This is a genomic window from Oceaniferula flava (assembly GCF_016811075.1).
In the GTDB taxonomy this organism is placed as follows: Bacteria; Verrucomicrobiota; Verrucomicrobiia; order Verrucomicrobiales; family Akkermansiaceae; genus Oceaniferula; species Oceaniferula flava.
Genome location: NZ_JAFBGL010000001.1, coordinates 170,646 through 187,675 on the forward strand (window position 1 = coordinate 170,646; position 17,030 = coordinate 187,675).

Annotated in this window: 12 protein-coding genes; 5 read left to right on the plus strand and 7 right to left on the minus strand. The window is 56.9% G+C overall.

The features are described from left to right. Positions 1-121 precede the first annotated feature (121 nt). Positions 122-2,641 (minus strand): protein kinase domain-containing protein, encoded by a 2,520-nt coding sequence (locus tag JO972_RS00740; RefSeq protein WP_309488073.1) that lies wholly within the window; start codon positions 2,639-2,641, stop codon positions 122-124. A 160-nt stretch (positions 2,642-2,801) separates the two neighbouring features. On the opposite strand from JO972_RS00740, the gene JO972_RS00745 reads away from it, so the two are divergent. The 3 genes from JO972_RS00745 to recR are packed head-to-tail and all read left to right on the plus strand — an operon-like array spanning position 2,802 to position 5,720. Next, positions 2,802-4,472, plus strand: a complete 1,671-nt coding sequence (locus tag JO972_RS00745; protein ID WP_309488074.1) for an AAA family ATPase — start codon at positions 2,802-2,804, stop codon at positions 4,470-4,472. A 44-nt stretch (positions 4,473-4,516) separates the two neighbouring features. Continuing rightward, a complete protein-coding gene (locus JO972_RS00750; RefSeq protein ID WP_309488075.1) occupies positions 4,517-5,128 on the plus strand; it encodes a hypothetical protein in 612 nt (203 codons plus the stop codon). Next, complete coding sequence (recR, locus tag JO972_RS00755; protein WP_309488076.1) at positions 5,121-5,720, plus strand: recombination mediator RecR; 600 nt, start codon at positions 5,121-5,123, stop codon at positions 5,718-5,720. Before JO972_RS00750 ends, recR begins: the two co-directional genes overlap by 8 nt. 3 nt (positions 5,721-5,723) lie before the next feature. On the opposite strand, the gene JO972_RS00760 is transcribed toward recR, so the two are convergent. From JO972_RS00760 to JO972_RS00785, 6 genes are all read right to left on the minus strand, one after another. After that, positions 5,724-7,193 (minus strand): SLC13 family permease, encoded by a 1,470-nt coding sequence (locus JO972_RS00760; RefSeq protein ID WP_309488077.1) that lies wholly within the window; start codon positions 7,191-7,193, stop codon positions 5,724-5,726. Between the two features lie 97 nt (positions 7,194-7,290). Beyond that, positions 7,291-8,235, minus strand: a complete 945-nt coding sequence (locus JO972_RS00765) for a histone deacetylase family protein (RefSeq protein WP_309488078.1) — start codon at positions 8,233-8,235, stop codon at positions 7,291-7,293. Positions 8,236-8,237: 2 nt separating this feature from the next. Further along, the gene (locus tag JO972_RS00770) at positions 8,238-10,064 is read right to left on the minus strand and encodes a GNAT family N-acetyltransferase (RefSeq protein ID WP_309488079.1); all 1,827 of its coding nucleotides are present in this window, start codon (positions 10,062-10,064) and stop codon (positions 8,238-8,240) included. 157 nt (positions 10,065-10,221) lie between these two features. Next, on the minus strand, positions 10,222-11,223 hold the full coding sequence (locus JO972_RS00775) for an ABC transporter permease (protein WP_309488080.1): 1,002 nt from the start codon (positions 11,221-11,223) through the stop codon (positions 10,222-10,224). Between the two features lie 44 nt (positions 11,224-11,267). Then, on the minus strand, positions 11,268-12,185 hold the full coding sequence (locus JO972_RS00780; RefSeq protein ID WP_309488081.1) for an ABC transporter permease: 918 nt from the start codon (positions 12,183-12,185) through the stop codon (positions 11,268-11,270). Positions 12,186-12,255: 70 nt separating this feature from the next. Further along, the gene (locus JO972_RS00785; protein WP_309488082.1) at positions 12,256-13,806 is read right to left on the minus strand and encodes a peptide ABC transporter substrate-binding protein; all 1,551 of its coding nucleotides are present in this window, start codon (positions 13,804-13,806) and stop codon (positions 12,256-12,258) included. A gap of 253 nt (positions 13,807-14,059) precedes the next feature. On the opposite strand from JO972_RS00785, the gene JO972_RS00790 reads away from it, so the two are divergent. Both JO972_RS00790 and JO972_RS00795 read left to right on the plus strand, forming a co-directional pair. After that, positions 14,060-15,400, plus strand: coding sequence for an ABC transporter permease (locus JO972_RS00790; RefSeq protein ID WP_309488083.1), 1,341 nt, complete (start codon positions 14,060-14,062; stop codon positions 15,398-15,400). 5 nt (positions 15,401-15,405) lie between these two features. Continuing rightward, the gene (locus tag JO972_RS00795) at positions 15,406-17,025 is read left to right on the plus strand and encodes an ABC transporter permease subunit (RefSeq protein WP_309488084.1); all 1,620 of its coding nucleotides are present in this window, start codon (positions 15,406-15,408) and stop codon (positions 17,023-17,025) included. Positions 17,026-17,030 lie beyond the last annotated feature (5 nt).

Below are 17,030 nucleotides of genomic sequence, written 5' to 3' on the forward strand. Positions count from 1 at the left end.
ATCAGGTATGGGTGATAGGTGTTGGCTTGGTTGTTCGTCTTGGCGATTGAACGCGAAAGCGTTGGGGTAAAAAAATACCCGCACCAGCAGAGCTGGGCGGGTAGAGGAAAGTAGGATGGGGTTATTTCTTTTCGCTAAGGCGGCGTTTCAAGATCGAAGACGCGCGGTCGGCTTTGTCGGCCACTTTGTTGTCTTTGTCTTTTTTCAACTCCTGCAGGATCGGCATGGCCCACTGGTGTTTTTGATTGGCCATGCCTGCGATGATTTGCAGTTTTTCCCGTTGGCTCTGCGCGGTGTCGGCGAGCAATTTCCACAGCTTACCGAGAGCTTTTGGCTCGCGTTTCCGCTCTTCGCGCAGGAAGCCGTAAGCGGCATCAAAGGCTTGGCGGCGCAGGCCGTCGTTGCCCGTGTCTTCAATGAAGGTGATGAAGGTTTCAAACTGCGAGTCGTCAGCCCACTGGCCAAGCGCTGCAATGGCGGCACTTTGCAGTGACGTATCCTTGGAGTTCAATGCCTCGATCACTGTTTCCGCAGCATTTGTTCCACCGGCCGCACCGGTGAGACGGAGCATGGCAAACTTGGCGTCATTGTTTAATGCTGACTCGTAAGATCCGATGATGGGGTCGGCGAAGTCTTCTTTGTTGTCCGATTGGGCAATCAGCTCGGCAGCGGCACGTTCAGCGGCACCGCGGATGCTTGGCGAGTCCGTGTTGTTGATCAAGTTGAGGAATTCGTCGATAAATTCATCGGCGTCCTGATCTTCGGCTGAGGCGCGGGCGGCTTCGATGGCGGCTGCTGCGGCTTCGTCGTGCTCGGTTTCCTTCGCATAAGCCAGCAGCGGGGCCACATTGGCGATGTCTTGGCGGCGCGTCATCACCGACTTGAAGATCTCAGTGCGGATGTTCTCCGGGCACTGTGCGTTGATCACGTGCTCGATGATCATGTTGTTGATATCAAAGCTGCCTTTGGGCTTGGCGTAGGCCAGTGTCTTGAGTAGCAGTGGACGTTTTTTATCCTCCGCGGTGGCGGTGGCTCGATCGAGCACACCTTCCACTTCTTCTTGCGTGAGTTCAATGCCGTCACTCAGCGTGCGAGAATCGTTCATCTCTTTGGCCGTGAGCATGACATTGTTGACCATGCGCGCTTTGGCACGCTCCTTCATGTATTTCTGACCCAGAACACCTGCGACCACGGCGATAAAGATGAGCATCCCAATGATGGCCCATTTGGCGCCATTGTTGAGACCTTTCTTCTGTGGAGGTTCAGGTGCGGCAGGGGCAGCGGCTTCCTCGGCAGCAGGCGGCGCCGGTGGAGTAGTTTGGGCTGGTTGAGCTGGTTGAGCTGGTTGAACAGCTGGAGTCGGTGCCGGTGCCGGTGCCACAGGTTGACCTGCGACGCTGGCCGGCTGAGCGGGGGCTGCTGCGGAAGGGGTGACCAATGTGGGTGTGGTCGCTGTGGTAGGCGTGGGTGGAGTGTCCGGAGCTTTTGACGTTTGAGATGTGGTAGCTTCTCTGGCCAAGTTCTGAGCTTGTGTGTGCGGGCTCACTTTGCCGGTGATATCCTGCGGCGGAGAAATTGGCTGGGGTGAGGTCTTGGGGTTGACTTCGTCGGCGCTAACCACAGTGGCTGCAGTTTCCTCCATGGAGGTCGGCTGCGGGGTCATAGAGACCGGTGGGCTTACCGCCGGAGGTTCTGGAGTTGGGAGCGTTTCAGGCTCTGGCTCGGGAGTGGCCCCGGGGAATAAAAACTTGGGAGCGCTGGGGCTGGGCTCTGGAGTTGCGAGCTCGGCGCTCATGGTGACGGGTTGCGTCGATTGTTTATCAAGGAAGAGGAATCGTTCGAGTGCTTCGCGCGCATCCTTGGGACGTGCGTCCATGCTGCGTTCGATATGCCACATCACCCAGTCGGCGCCCCACTTGGGAATGTCCGGACGAAGTTCGTGCAGCGGCGTGACGTGGTGCTGCAGATGGCTTGCCATCACGGCTGCCGCAGTGTCTCCATTGAATGGGTATTCCCCAGTGAGAGCGTAGTAATAAAGGCAACCCATGGCATACATGTCGGTGCGAAGGTCGAGCGGAGTGCGCTCAAACTGCTCTGGAGCCATGAAGAAGATGGAGCCGAAGACCGCATCGCCGTGATCAATGGTTTGCAGCGAGGGTTTGGGTGAGAATTTTGCCAGGCCGAAATCCACAATTTTAACCTGGAATTTACCAGATGGCAGCCAGCAGACCATGACGTTGCTGGGTTTCAAATCGCGGTGGAGCAAGTTGAGGTCCTGAGCAGCGATCAGTGCCTCTTGCGACTGCAGGGCAATTTCGCGCAGGTCGTCCCATGTCAGAGTTCCTCGCTCTACCATTTCATCCAAGGTTTTTCCATGGATCAGCTCCATGACCACGTAGGGACCATCGGAATCCACGCCGGCGTCGTAAACGGTAACGATGTGGGGGTGCTGCACCGAAGAAAGGGCGGTGGCCTCTTTCAGCAGATTCTTCGTGGCATCCTCCTGGTTTTCGTAGCCGCCTTCAGCGAGAACTCGCTTAATAGCCACTTCACGGTTCAGCTGGGTGTCGAATGCTGCGTAAACAGCACCGACTCCACCTTGTCCTAACTTGCCTTTGATCTCGTAGCGTTCGTCGCTCATATGATGTTGTATAGTGTCGGCAAAAAGGGCGGCGGTGCAATGACGAATTTTGTGAATCGTGGCTGTCAAACTAGCTATTAATCGGCTTTGGCTCGCGGCAGGTAGGCATTTACAACTTTCGGTTGCGGTCTCCAAATCCGTGATGGATAGTCGTTCCGTCATGAGCGATAAAAAAGACAAAGACCTGCCAGATCCGGACGAGTTGCAAAAAATGCTGCAAGATATGTTCGGTAAGCTGGGCGGGGCGAGTATGCCATTTCCCGGCTTTTCCAAAGATGAACCCGAGACCGATGAGGGGACTCCCGATGACGCTCCCATGGACATCGACGGCGCCGATGCGATTTTTGATTTCAATTACAAACCGAGGGATATCAAATCTTACCTCGACCGCTTTGTGATCCGCCAGGACGAGGCGAAGAAGGCGCTTTCGATCGCCGTCTGTGATCACTACAATCACGCTAAATACATGCGCGGCCTGGAGCAGGAGCATGGGAAAATCCCCGATGGCATCGAGTATCAAAAACAAAATGTCATCGTCGTGGGTCCCACCGGTGTGGGGAAAACCTACCTGATCAAACACATTGCCGAGATGATCGGCGTGCCCTTTGTCAAAGCAGATGCCACCAAGTTCTCGGAAACCGGATACGTCGGCGGTGACGTCGATGATCTTGTGCGCGAGCTGGTGCAGAAGGCGGATGGCGATGTGGATTTGGCGGAGTATGGCATCGTTTACATCGATGAAATCGACAAGTTAGCCGGCTCTGGCGGCACCATGGGGCGCGATGTCAGTGGCCGCGGGGTGCAGACGACCCTGCTCAAGCTGATGGAGGAAACGGAAGTCGCGGCGAGAAATCCCAACGACATGAAAGGCCAGATGATGGCGATGATGGATTTCCAAAATGGCAAGGAGAGCGGCAAAGACACCATCAACACCCGCCACATTTTGTTCATCGTGAGTGGTGCTTTTTCCGGACTGGAAAAGGTCATCAAACGCCGACTCCGCAGCGGCCAAATTGGCTTCGGTGCGGAAGTGGTGGACCCCAACGATGCCGAGCTGTTCAACGAGGCGACGACCCAGGATTACATCGATTTCGGCTTCGAGGCGGAATTCATCGGTCGTCTGCCCGTGCGTGTGGTCTGCGACAAATTGGAGTCGAAGGACTTCGTCAACATCATGAAGAACTCCGAGGGCAGCCTGCTGCGCCAGTATGAACGCGAGTTTGCCGCCTATGGGATTCAAGCGAAGTTCGAGGACTCCGCGATCAAACGGATCGCCGACCGGGCGGAGTCTGAAAATACCGGGGCGAGGGCGCTGATGACCGTCTGTGAAAGCATTCTGCGCGATTTCAAATTCGAGCTCCCCGGCACTGCCGTGAGCGAGCTGAGCATCGATGCGGATCTGATCGACCAGCGCGAGACCGTGCTGGCGAAGTATCGCGAGCTGGGCCAGCGGGTCGACGTGGCCAAGGCGCGTGAGGAGGCCGATTTATACTGTCGGGATTTCCAAGAAAAACACAACCTCAAGATCCATCTCACCGACGAGGCTGTTAGCCTGTTAGGCGTGGAAGCTGCGCAACAAGGGCGTAGTGTCTTGCAGCTCAGTCAGCAGAAATTCAAGGACCTCCAGTTCGGCTTGAAGCTGATTCAGAAGAATACCGGTCAGGGAAAATTCGAGCTCGATGCGGAAGCGGTGGAAGATGCAGACAAGTTCTTGAGTGACCGCGTGGTTCAGTCCTATACTGATGCCGCGGAGGCCAAACAAGCAGCTCAAGCAGCCCAGACGGATCAGGACGATAGCTCGTCCGGCGACTCACCAGTGGAGTCGTCCTGATGTGCTGAGCTGAGAGGGATGCACTCCGCCATTACACCACGCCTATGAGTTCCCATCATCACAATCACCCTGCCACACCGGGCAGGGTGGACAGCTCCACCTTACTCTGTGGCACCGTGGGGCTTTTGCTTGCGGTGGCTATGTTCTGGGTGGGTTTGTTAGGAAAAGGCGACCAGCGGATCCTGGATATGCTTTCTCAGCCGGTGTTCCGCGGCACGGACCCGACCATTTTAGATACCCGGGTGCTCATCGGGCTGACGCTGCTGGCATGTTTCGGCCTGTCCTTTGCCGTGTTAGACTCCGCCGGCACGTGGCGACGCGTGGTCTTGGGCGTCACCGTGCTCATCCTGGTGGCCGCGCTGGTTCCTGTGTTGGCGGTGTGGGAGATCTATTTTCCTCCGATGATGACCCTGGTGGGTGTGTTCTGGAGTTGGTTCTGCGCGATGATGTATGTCAGCCACCACGAGATGCCCTGCGAGCTCCTCGGTGCGAAGCCGACGCCGGTGAAAACCAAAAAGGTGGATGCGCCGTCAGCAGCTCCCGCCAAGGCAAAGCCCGTGGCCGAGCAGCCGACAACTACGAAGGCGAAGAAAAAGAAACGCAAGGCGAGTGATGCCGACGATAAATACAAACCCAAGGACTTGATCGATGGCTAGAGCCGATTACCCACAGCCCGTTGTCGAGCTCATTGCCGAGCTGAAACGTCTCCCCGGCGTCGGCCCTCGAAGTGCAGAACGCATTGCCGTTTGGCTGCTGCAGCATGAAAAAGCGAACCCTGTGGAGCTTTCCGATGCCTTGCTTCAAGCGAAGGCGAAGGTGACCTCCTGCGACACCTGTGGATTTTTTGCCACTGACGAAGGTTGCTCGGTGTGTGACGACTCCAGTCGCGATGAGCAACAGCTCTGCGTGGTCGAGCAAGCTACCGATGTGTTGCCGCTCGAGCGCTCCGGTGTGTTCGCCGGTTACTATCATTGTCTGGGTGGGAAACTTTCACCGCTCGATCACATTGGCCCGGAAGATCTGCGGATCACCCCGCTGCTGCGTCGGGTGGATCAGGCCCCCAATGTGGAAATTATCCTCGCCTTGGGCGCGGATGTGGAGGGGGAGGCAACCGCGAACTACCTGGCGGAAGCGCTTGCCGGGAAGAACTGCAAGATCACCCGCATTGCCCAAGGTCTACCGGCCGGTGGTGGTCTGGACCATGCCGACGATCTCACCCTGATGCGAGCCATGCAGGGGCGACGTTGATTTTTACAGCACCAGCTGCAGCCAGACGATTCCAACGACCGGACCAATGGCTGCCATGATCAGGCCGATCTTCATGAAGTCGCGGCTTTGCACTTTTCCTGAGGCGAGAGCTACCGCATTGGGTGGGGTGGAGATGGGCAGGCACATGGCGCATGAGCAAGCGATTGCCAGAGGGATGGCTAACATGGCCGGGGCATTTTCTGAATGACTCGCGACGATACCGATGCCCACCGGCACAAGGATTGATGCGGTGGCGGTGTTGCTCATCAAGTTACTCATCACCACACCGATCAGCGAGATGACGATGATGATGCCGATCAACGGTAGGCTTGCAGGCACCTGTGAACCAATCCAGGCAGCCAAGCCAGTGGCTTTCACCGCACCGCCGAGCGAGATCCCACCTGCGAGCAGGAGCAGCACATCCCACGGCAGATTGCGCATATCATCGGAGGCCAGAACGCCGGTCACGGCAAAGGCGGTGATCGGTAGAAAGGAAACCACCGGGGCAGGGATGTTGTGCAGGCTCTCCGTCATCCAGGCAAGCACGGTGGTCAGCAACACGGCGGCGACGATGAACCGTTGTTTGTTCTCATCCTTCGTCGGTGGTGCGTCCGTGCTTTGAAAGGTTCCCAGCTGGAAATGGAGACCGTCTTTTTTTCCGGAGAGAAACAGGTAGAGGTAGGCCAGTGAAGCTAACAACAATGCCGGTGGTAGACCGTATGCCATCCACTGAATGAAGTCGGGTCTCAAATTTTCCGAGAGGCTGCCGACCGCAATGGCGTTCGGTGGCGTGCCGATGATAGTGGCAATGCCTCCGAGGTTTGCCGCGACTGGCACGGAGAGGATAAACGATCGGCCAAAGCTGTGGTTCTTGGGAATCACGCTGAGCACGGGAGCCGCTACGGTGATCATCATGGCGGCGGTAGCGGTGTTCGACATGAACATGCTGAAGACAAAGGTGACGGCCATCGTCGAGGCTAACAGGTAGGCCGGGTTTTTTCCAAAGACTCCTAGGATCCGACTCGCCATCCATTGGTCGAGCCGCGTTTTGCTCGCTGCTTGGGCCAAGACAAAACCACCGAGGAACAGCCACATGATGCTGGACGACCAAGCGCCGACAAATTCCGTCCACGCCTTGTTGTCGCCCTCCGCCGCATAAACGCCGCCCGGTTTCCCGAGCACGGCGATCTCCACGGCAATGACTAACACCCCTACGGCAAAGGCAGGGATCGCCTCGGTGACCCATAAAAAGGCGGCGCCGATCATGATGCCCAGGGTGACGCGTCCGGCAGGCGAGAGGGATTCAAAGCTCTGCCACCCTAGCCACTCTGGAAGGAAATAGGCAAGTAGGCCGAGCGTTATGCCGGCGAAAAATTTGACAATAGATGCCAACGCATGGCGATCGGTCTGCCCGAGCATGCGTTTGACCACAGCGCGAGTGTCCGGTCGTTCCCCCGATGGATCCTTATGCATAGCATCTCGATTCATACTGTCTGCTCAGCTGGAAGCAAAGCAATTTAGCCCAGTATCAGCCATGATTAGGATGAATGATTGAGTGCTGCTCGTTGTTCTAACTGCAGAGTGCACGGACATGCGCCAACACCGCGCTGGCAAGCCCTTGGGGATCGTAGCCTCCTTCTAACACCGAGAGCACTCTTCCTTCACAGAGTTCGTCCGCCCAGTCGGTCACCATCGTCGTGAGAGTGGCAAAATCATCGTCGCTGAGGTTGAGCATGCCGATGGGGTCGTGCTCCCTGGCATCGAAGCCGGCGGAGACCAGGATCATGTCGGGCTTGAAGCGTCGAACAGCCCGACCGATATTTTCTTCCCACAGGGGGAGAATGATCTCGCCTCCTGCTCCCTCCGGCACGGGAAGGTTCAGCGTGGTTCCGATGCCTTTGCCTTCGCCCGTTTCCTCGATGTCACCGCTGTAGGGGAAGATGTTTTCCTCATGGGTGGAGGCAAAGAAAACGCTGTCGTCCTGATAGAAAATGTCCTGCGTGCCATTGCCGTGGTGCACATCCCAGTCGAGAATTGCGATGCGTTTCAGACCATGTTCCTGCTGCAAGTAGCGGGCGGCGATGGCGATGTGGTTGAAAATGCAGAACCCTATACCGCGACCAGGCGACGCGTGGTGACCCGGAGGGCGAACCGCGCAGAAGGCATGATGGACCTGCCCGGTCATGATGGCATCTGCGGCAGCGAGCACCGCGCCGGTGGCGGCCATCACCACAGTGTAGGAGTCGGGGCAGATAGCGGTGTCGCCAGTCCTCAGGACCTCGGCAAATTCTTCCACGTCCATTTTGACAATGTCGTGATACCAGCTCTCGTGGCATCGTAAAATGTCGGCCAGCTCCGCAGTCCTCCCCTCGAGCCTCTGGAAGGGGAGCTGGGCGGAGTCCAAGGCATCCATGATCGCTTGGTAGCGCTCGGGACACTCCACGTGACCTGGGCCGGTGTCGTGTTTTAGGTAAATGGCGTCGTAGTGCACGCCGGTGGTGTGGGTGGGCGGCATGCTTAATCGTGAGGTGGCTGCGCTAACCGATCGGCGAGCTGTTGGGTATTGAGCGTGAACTCATCGCTGTCCTCGCCGAAGTGGGATTCCTTGGTCGCTCCGTAGCTGGTGAACAGGGCGGCCATGGGTTTGTTTTTCTTCAAAACGGATGCCCAGAAGGTCTTGATGCCCCGTCTCAAGGCAACGGCGGTGAGTTCGGCTAACAGAAAACGGGCAATCCCTAAGCGGCGGAAATTCTCACCTACAATGAAAGCAACCTCAGCCGAGTCGCTGGTGGGATCTCGATAAAACCGTCCCACCGCGCAGATCTCTTGGCGCTGCCCCATCTCGGTGAACAGGGCGAAGGCCACATCCACCGATTGGTTGACGGAGGTGAGTTTATACGCGGCCTCGTCGGTGAGGCGGTCTTTCAGGTAGCCGTAGCGCATGTTCACCGTTTCTTTGGTGTGCGAGTAGAAGAACGATTGTAGCGCTCGGGTATCGCTGGGGTGCAGCGGCCGGAAGGTGAAGCGTTTACCGGAAAGGGTTATGGTGCGGGCCTCGACTCCGGTCGCATTTTCCGAGACTTCGGTCGGGGTGATGTTGTAGAACTTGGGGATCCAGCCCCAGCGGTGGGCATCGCGCAGCAATCGCTCGCGATGGTTCGGGTGGGCGATCTCCACCAGGTTCAAGACCCGTTGACGAATGCTTCGGCCTTTGAGTCGGGCGATGCCGTATTCGGTGACCACGTAGTGCACGTCACCACGCCCGGTGTTGACGCCGCTGCCGGGTTTGAAGCCGGAGACGATGCGTGAGCTTTTGCCATCGTCCGACTGCGAAGTGAGTACGATGATGGGTCGGCCATTTTTACTGTGTCCCGCACCACGAATGAAATCCTGGGTGCTGCCCATCCCTCCGTAGAAACGGTGCCCCCGAGAGTCTCTCACCACCTGTCCGGTGAGATCGACCTCATAAGCGCCGTGGATGGCGGTCATCATGGTATTCCGCGCAATCCGCCGAACATCACCCACCCAATCCGAGGGCTGCATTTCGATGTCTGGGTTGTTATGGATAAACTCGTAGAGCTTCTGCGAGCCAAGCACGGTGGAGCACACCACCTTGCCTTTCTGAAATTGTTTGCGGCTGTTATCGACCGCGCCGCACTCGATCAACTCCATCATGGGGTCGGTGAAGATGCCGCTGTAGATCCCGAGGTGGCGATGGTTTTTCAGGGCGGCGAGCACCGCTTGGGGCGTGTTGCCCAATCCGGCTTGGATGGTGGAGCCGTCTTCGATCAGTAGAGCCGCATACTGTGCGGCCTTGATCTGAGCATCGCGCGGTGTCTCCCAGATGATTTCCGGAAGGGATTGGTCGTGCTCGATGAAATAGTGGATTTTCTTCGCCGAGATCGATGCGGCTCCTGTTTGGCGGGGCATCGAGGGGTTGATCTGGGCCACCACCGTGCGCGCTGCCTTCACTGCCGCCCGCACGACATCGACGCTGACTCCCAGCGACACGTAGCCATGTTCATCGGGCGGACTGACCTGAATGAGAGCCACGTCCACGGGGAGCAAATGGCCACCGAAAAGTGACGGCACATCGGCGAGGGTGCAAGGGGTGTAGTCCGCACGACCCGCGGCCACTGCTTTGTGAATGTTGTGGGTTAGGAAAAATGTGTTGGTCCGCAGGTGGTCATCGTATTTTTTTGCCAACCACGGCATCTCGCCCAGGGTGTGGATGTGGGTGAGCTCCACATCGTGCAAGGCGGAGGAAGCCTGCAAAAACGAATCGACCAGAGCAAAAGGAACCGCCGCGCCGCTGCCAATAAATACCCGACTCCCGGGCGGCACGATTTTTTTCCAAACCTCTGGCGTTAGCTCCTTCACTGCACGTCATCGTGCCACGATTCAGAGCGAAGTCAATTTGGGAAGAGGTTTCCACTTCCTCGAGAGAAGGCGAAGTGCGCGTAGTTCATTCTCACACTTCGCGATTGAGGTGGGGGACTGCTTAATCCTTCGCGGCTTTCGGGTCCAAAGCGTCGCGCAGGCCATCGCCGAGGAAGTTCAGGGCGAGCAGGGTGAGAGAGAAAAGCACGGAAGGCACAATCAGTAGACGCGGCTGGGTTTCCATGTAGTTAGACCCTTCTTGCAGCAGAATGCCCCAAGAGCTGTTAGGCGACTGCACACCGAGTCCGAGGTAGGAAAGGGTGGCCTCAGCGAGGATGAAACCTGGCACGGTGAGGGTGGCGTAAACGATGATGGGCCCCAGCATGTTAGGCATGATGTGGCGCATCATGATGGTGCGGTGCGGCAAGCCGAGCGAGCGAGCTGCTTCGATGAATTCGAGCTTCTTGATCGACAGTGCCTGGGCCCGAGTGATCCGTGCCATGGTCAACCAGCCGATGGTGCCAATGGCGATGAAGAGAGGAACCAAGTTCGCGTATTTCGCGACAAACTCGGAATCCCAACCCCACTTATTGATCAAAAACAGCGAGGCTTCCTGAGCGTAGGCGGAGAAGAGCAGGGAGATCAAAATGACAATGACCAGGAAGGGCAGGCCGTAGAGAATATCCACAGTGCGCATCATCAGGCTGTCCGTTCGTCCTCCGATGTAGCCGGAGAGAGCTCCGTAGGTGATGCCGATCATGCCGGCGATGGTCGTAGAGACAAGGCCAACAAGGATCGAGATTTGGCCGCCGTAGAGCAGACGTGCCAGAAGGTCGCGGCCCACTTGGTCAGTTCCTAACAAGTGGTTGCCCGATGGAGCACTGAATTTGTTTTCCAGGTTCTGGTAGTTGGGAGGTTTGAACCAGTGCTCGTTGTATTGGAGCGTGCGGTTTTCTGTTTCACTCAATGCCGGATCCACTGGAGCCGTCAATTGTCCCACGAAGGGGATGATGAAGCAGGAGGCGATGACCAGCAGGACGAAGAAGAGCGAGGCTGTCGCCATGCTGTTTTTGCGCAGGCGCATCCATGCATCGTGCCAGAGTGAGGATCCTTTGGTTGCCATAGTGTCGGTGAAAGCGGTGTGTTAGGGATGTAAAAAAGAGAAGACTAGTTCGTTTCGCGCAGGCGTGGGTTGATGGCCACGAGTGCGATATCGGCGGCGAGGTTGCCGATGACGATGAGTACGCCGAGCACGATGACCACCCCCTGAAGGAGGAAGAAGTCACGCTCTTTGGTGGCGTTGACGAAGTGCTGGCCCATGCCGGGGATTTGGAAAATCGTTTCGACGATGAATGAGCCGGTGATCAACATGGCGAAGGCGGGGCCCACGTAGGCGATGGCTGGGATGATGCCGCCGCGCAGTGCGTGTTTGAGGATGATCTTCATCGAGGGCACGCCCTTGGCCTTGGCGGTGCGGATGAAGTCCTGGTTCAGCACTTCGAGCATGCCGCCGCGGGTGATACGGGCGAGGTAGGCTGCGGTCGCGAGACCGAGCGTGAGCGAGGGCAGAAACCAATCGAGCGGACCACCCCAGCCGGCCACCTTGAGGAAGGGGATGTTGCTGGCGATGCTGGAAGCGAGGATTGGTGCGAGCACGAAGGAGGGAACGGAAATTCCCAACATGGCGAGAATCATGGTGCCGTAGTCGATGATGGAGTTCTTGCGCAGCGCCGAGAGAATCCCGGCGGGCAGTCCCACACAGATCGCGATGATGATGCCGGCCAGTCCGAGCACGGCGGAGGCTGGGAAGGAAGACTTGATGATTTTCACCACCGGCTGCTCACGAGTGATTGAGATCCCCATTTCGCCCTGCGCGAGGGTGCCTAGGTAGGCGACGAACTGCACCGGCACCGGCTCGTTGAGTTTGAAGCGTTTTTCGTTCTGCTCCTTAATGTGTGGTGGCAGCGCCTTCTCGGAGGTGAACGGATCACCGGGCATCATGCGGATGAGCACGAAGGTTACGGCGAGTAGCAGGAAGACAACGATGCAGCCTTGGCCAAGTCGGGAAAGAATAGTGGAAAGCATGGTGAGTGCCGGGAGTCAGAAGGTGTGAGGTGAGGTGGATGGTTCCAGGTTCAGAAAACGACGAGATAACTTAGTCTTCGGAATTGGAGTTCGCTGGTTCCAGCGAGATGAATTTATAAGGATGGTTATTCAGGATCAGGGGGTGCCAGCCTTTCAGGGATCCGTGCTTGAGGTAGCACTGGGTGTACCAATAGAGGGGGATGATAGGCATTTCTGCCAGCAGCACCTTTTCGGCCTTTTCCAGGGCACGCAGGCGCTGCACCGGGTCCTCGGTGAGCTCCGCCTTGCCAAGCAGGCTTTCAAATTCCTCGCTGCTCCAGCCGGTGCGGTTGTTGCCGTCGCCCTTTTTCCACATGTCGAGGAAGGTGGTGGGGTCCGGGTAATCGCCGATCCAGCCGCCGGTGCTGATGTCGTAGTCGAGATCCGACATCGCTTTTTGATAACTTTTCCACTCGGACTGGCGGATGTTCACCGTGATGCCGAGGTTCTTGCGCCACATGTCTTGCAGCGCTTCCGCGATGACCTTGGCTCCTTCGCGATCGGTGGTCAGCAGGGTGAGGCTGAGGTCGGCAGGGTTGACTCCGGATTTTTTCAGATACTCGTTGGCCAGTTCCGGATCGTAGAACATGACTTCGGCCGGTTGGTATTCGCCCATGCGCGGAACCAGTCCGCCAGCGCGCTCTTGGCCGCCCTGCAGGATGTTGTCGATGATCGCTTGGCTGTCGACCGCATGGCCCAGCGCCTTGCGCAGGTCGAGGTTCTGGAGGATCGGGCGGGAGACATTGAGACGGAGGAAGTTCGATCCCAAGTAGGTTTCGAGCTTGGTGTTGTCTGGATATTTTTTCTGCGAGTAGCTGATCAGTTCCGGGGCCAGTGTGTAGGTGACGTGCAACTGGTCGTTGTAGAACATCCGCGCCTCGGTGTAGGCGTTGGAAATTGGTAGGAAGTTAATGCCGTCGAGTTGCACCGTATCGGCATCCCAGTAGAGGGGGTTTTTCACGCATTCGATACGGTCGAAGAGCACCCACTTGCTGAGCACGAAGGGACCGTTGGAAATCAGGCTGCCTGCCTCGGTCCACTCACCATTTTTCGCCAGCATACCGCCGTGTTTTTCGATGATGTGCTTGGGCACAGGATACCAAGTGTAGTGTTTGGTGATGTCCGGCAGGAAGGGGATGGGGGCCCGCAGGGTGATCTCGAGAGTGTGGCTGTCGATGGCGCGCACGCCAACCGAGGAAAAGTCATCGTTCTCACCTTTGTTGAAGGCTTCTGCTCCTTTGATGTAGTAGAGCATCGAAGCATATTTGGCTCCAAACTCAGGAAGGAGCATGCGTTCATAGGAGTAGAGAAAATCCTCGGTGGTGACAGGCTTGCCGTCCGACCACTTACCTTCCGGTTGCAGGTTGAAGGTCCAGACGGTGAAGTTCTCGTTCGCGCTCCAGCTGGCGGCCGCTCCGGGCAGGTGCTTGCCGTCGTTCGACGGGTGCTGGCCGCAGAGGCCTTCGAAGAGGGCTCTGATGATGTTGGATTCGATCACTCCGGTGACGACTTGGGGGTCGAGGTCGGCTGGTTCTCCTGAGTTCCCCATGACTAGGACGTTGGCCTCGGTGGCTTTTTCCACGGGTGTCTTACTGTCACAGGAACAGAGTAAGCTACCCAAGAGTGTAAGGGAGACCAGAGAGAATAGGTGATAATGGCGTCGCGCGAATGACATCGGAACGGAAAGTGGCTATAAATTATGGAATGTGGAGCACTTTTTTAGAGGAAATTGAAGATCTTGCTAAAAATCAAACAGGGACTTGCTTCGCGGTAAAGTGTGTCATACAAATTTTGCGAGCGCACGGAAGATATGCCGTGTGCCTTTTTCATTCCCCATGAAGGCTTATTTTATCAGACGATTCCTGCTGGTTCCTCTCACGCTGTTAGGCGTGACCGTGATCGTCTTCGCGCTCACCCGTTTTATGCCGGGTAGCCCCATGGAGCGGGCGATGCAGCGCGCGGCGCAGGCAGAGGATAATTCAAAATCTTCCGGAAGCGAAAACCAGGGTGGGCTCAGCGATGAGCAGCTGGAGGAGCTGGAGGAAGAGTATGGTTACGATAAATCCATCCCGGTGGCGTACATGCAGTGGCTCGGGCTGATCCCCCGTGAACGCTATATCAGTAAGAGCGACATCATGGCGCGTGAGGAAGATACCATCGGCGCGTCCGCTATTTCCGATCCGGAAAACGAAACACTGGTGGTGCTGAAAGGCTCGGGTCGTCAGGTCAAGGTGAACAAAGAGCGTCCCGAAGAAGCTGTCTTTGTGGACACCGGTGAGATGGTTGCCGATTCCAAGTGGACGGTGCGCATCGATTCTCCCGAAGAACGCGCCAAGCGCTGGCTGCGCAGGAATGGCGGTGAGCTGTCTGATGCTCCCGTCACCCCATACCGTGCTGTGCTCTACAAGAAACGATTTTCCGGGCTGCTGCAAGGCGACCTGGGACGTTCGTCGACCTTCCAGGATAAGGTGTCCGACATGATTCTCGCGCGTGTTCCCATCGCGGTTTACTTCGGGCTGCTCTCGACGATCATCATTTACTCCATCTGCATTCCTCTGGGGATTGTGAAAGCGATCAAGCACCGCACCTTCCTCGACAATGCGACTTCGGTGATGGTCTTTGTCGGCTACTCCATCCCCGGCTTTGCGCTTGGCGCGATCCTGCTGGTTTATCTCGGCGCCCGCATGGGCTGGTTCCCGCTCTTCGGTCTGATGAGCCCGGATGCGGAAGAGCTATCCTTCTGGGGCAAGGTCAAGGACCTCGGGCATCACACGGTGCTGCCGCTGAGCTGCTACATCGTGGGTGGTTTTGCCTACACCACGATGATGATGAAGAACAACCTGATGGACAACCTCGCCGCCGACTACGTCCGCACCGCCGTGGCCAAGGGCGTGAGTTTTCGCCGCGCGGTCTTCAAACATGCTTTCCGCAACTCCTTCATTCCCATCGCCACCAGCTTGGGCGGCCTGATCACGATCTTCGTGGGCGGCAGCATGCTGGTGGAGACCGTGTTCGATATCCAGGGCTTCGGTCTGCTGCAGTTCCAAGCCATCATGAACCGTGATCAATCGGTCATTATGGGCACTCTCACCATCGCCGCGTTCCTGATGATCGTGGGTAATATTCTTTCCGATATCATCGTCGCGATGATCGATCCCCGTATTAAATTTCACTAAAGACCATGTTTCGAAAAATTGGCTGGTTACTCATCCTTGGCGCGATTCTGTCGGCTGCCGGGGAGCTGCTATTGCTTAAACTTCCGACCTTGCGCTGGTCCTTTGACGTCAGTCGCGAGATGGATTGGCTGAACTGGGGCTCGGGCGATCGGCCCTTCCTGTGGTTTGGCTGGCTCAGCGTGCTAGTGTTTTTGATCTGCGGGATTTTGCTCCTGCTGAAGTTCCCCAGGGATTTTCAATTCACACCGATCACCCAACGTCGGATCGACCGCTTCAAGTCGATTAAGCGAGGCCACCGCGCCTTTGTGATCGTCGGCTTCCTGGCGCTGATTGCATCGCTCGATCACTTACTGGTCGGGAACGAAGCCTTGCTGATGAAATACAATGGTCAGTTCTACTCTCCGGCACTGCAGCGATTCTATCAGAGTTCGGCCGACGAGGATGTCATTTTCAAAGGGAAGCACTTTGGCTTGACGGGCGATCAGGCCGAGGCGGCTCCGAATTACCGCAAGCTGAAAAAGGTCTTCAAGGAAGAGCAAAAAGGCGACTGGTTGGTGATGCCGCTTGTTCCCTATGCGCCGACCCAGGACACGGTGACCACACCGACCATGGCGCTGGAAACTCGCGACGACGGACTGCTCTACAAACCAGGCTCGCTGAGCCCCTATTCCGGCTTGGCCTCGAAAATTTACGATATCAACGAGCCGAATCGCATCCACCTTCGTTACCGTTTCCGTGATGGTCAGAAGGATGGTGCGGCGGATGGCTGGGATCGCAAAAACAACCGCATCTACGGCGCGGAGTATAGCGAAGGAAAATTGGTCTCCGAGAGCTGGTCCGGCGAAGGCGACAAGGCGAAGTTTCTCAACACCTCAAGCAGCGACCTCAGTGTCATCTACTACGCTCCCTCACCGCCGAGCCTCACCATGGGGCACTTGTTAGGCACCACACCGCAAGGTTACGATGTGCTGGCCTACCTCTACGGTGGCCTGCAGGTGAACTTCAAGGCCTCGATCTTTTTCATCCCGGCAATCTACCTGATCGGGATCTCGGTGGGTTTGCTGATGGGCTTTTTCGGCGGGATCTTCGATCTCTTTGTCCAACGTCTGATCGAGATCTTTTCCAACATTCCTTTCCTCTTTGTCATCATCATCGTCAGTGCCTCGGTGCCTGTGCAGATCAAAGAGAAGTCGGGTCTAGGAGTGATCTTGCTGATTCTGATCATCTTCAGCTGGATGGGCATGACCTATCTGATGCGCACCGCGGCCTTGAAAGAAAAGGCACGCGACTATGTGGCCGCGAGCCGGATCATCGGCTGCTCGACCCCGCGTATTTTGTTTAAACACATCCTCCCCAATGCCGTCGCTATCCTGGTGACCTTGGTGCCGTTCTCGGTGTCCGGTCTGGTGATGGGGCTGACCTCGCTCGATTACCTCGGCTTTGGTCTGCCACCGAAATACGCCACCTGGGGAACGCTCCTCAAGGATGGTCTCAGCAACCTCTCCGCCCCATGGCTGGTGAGTTCTGCTTTCTTCTGTTTGGTTTCCCTGCTGATCCTGGTGACATTCATCGGTGAGGCAGTGCGTGAAGCCTTTGATCCTAAAAAATTCACTTACTACAAATAATGCGC

Coding starts and splice junctions, on each gene's coding strand:
- JO972_RS00740 (WP_309488073.1), bottom strand. CDS start 2,641: ATGAGCGACGAACGCTACGAGATCAAAGGCAAGTTAGGACAAGGTGGA.
- JO972_RS00745 (WP_309488074.1), top strand. CDS start 2,802: ATGAGCGATAAAAAAGACAAAGACCTGCCAGATCCGGACGAGTTGCAA.
- JO972_RS00750 (WP_309488075.1), top strand. CDS start 4,517: ATGAGTTCCCATCATCACAATCACCCTGCCACACCGGGCAGGGTGGAC.
- recR (WP_309488076.1), top strand. CDS start 5,121: ATGGCTAGAGCCGATTACCCACAGCCCGTTGTCGAGCTCATTGCCGAG.
- JO972_RS00760 (WP_309488077.1), bottom strand. CDS start 7,193: ATGCATAAGGATCCATCGGGGGAACGACCGGACACTCGCGCTGTGGTC.
- JO972_RS00765 (WP_309488078.1), bottom strand. CDS start 8,235: ATGCCGCCCACCCACACCACCGGCGTGCACTACGACGCCATTTACCTA.
- JO972_RS00775 (WP_309488080.1), bottom strand. CDS start 11,223: ATGGCAACCAAAGGATCCTCACTCTGGCACGATGCATGGATGCGCCTG.
- JO972_RS00780 (WP_309488081.1), bottom strand. CDS start 12,185: ATGCTTTCCACTATTCTTTCCCGACTTGGCCAAGGCTGCATCGTTGTC.
- JO972_RS00790 (WP_309488083.1), top strand. CDS start 14,060: ATGAAGGCTTATTTTATCAGACGATTCCTGCTGGTTCCTCTCACGCTG.
- JO972_RS00795 (WP_309488084.1), top strand. CDS start 15,406: ATGTTTCGAAAAATTGGCTGGTTACTCATCCTTGGCGCGATTCTGTCG.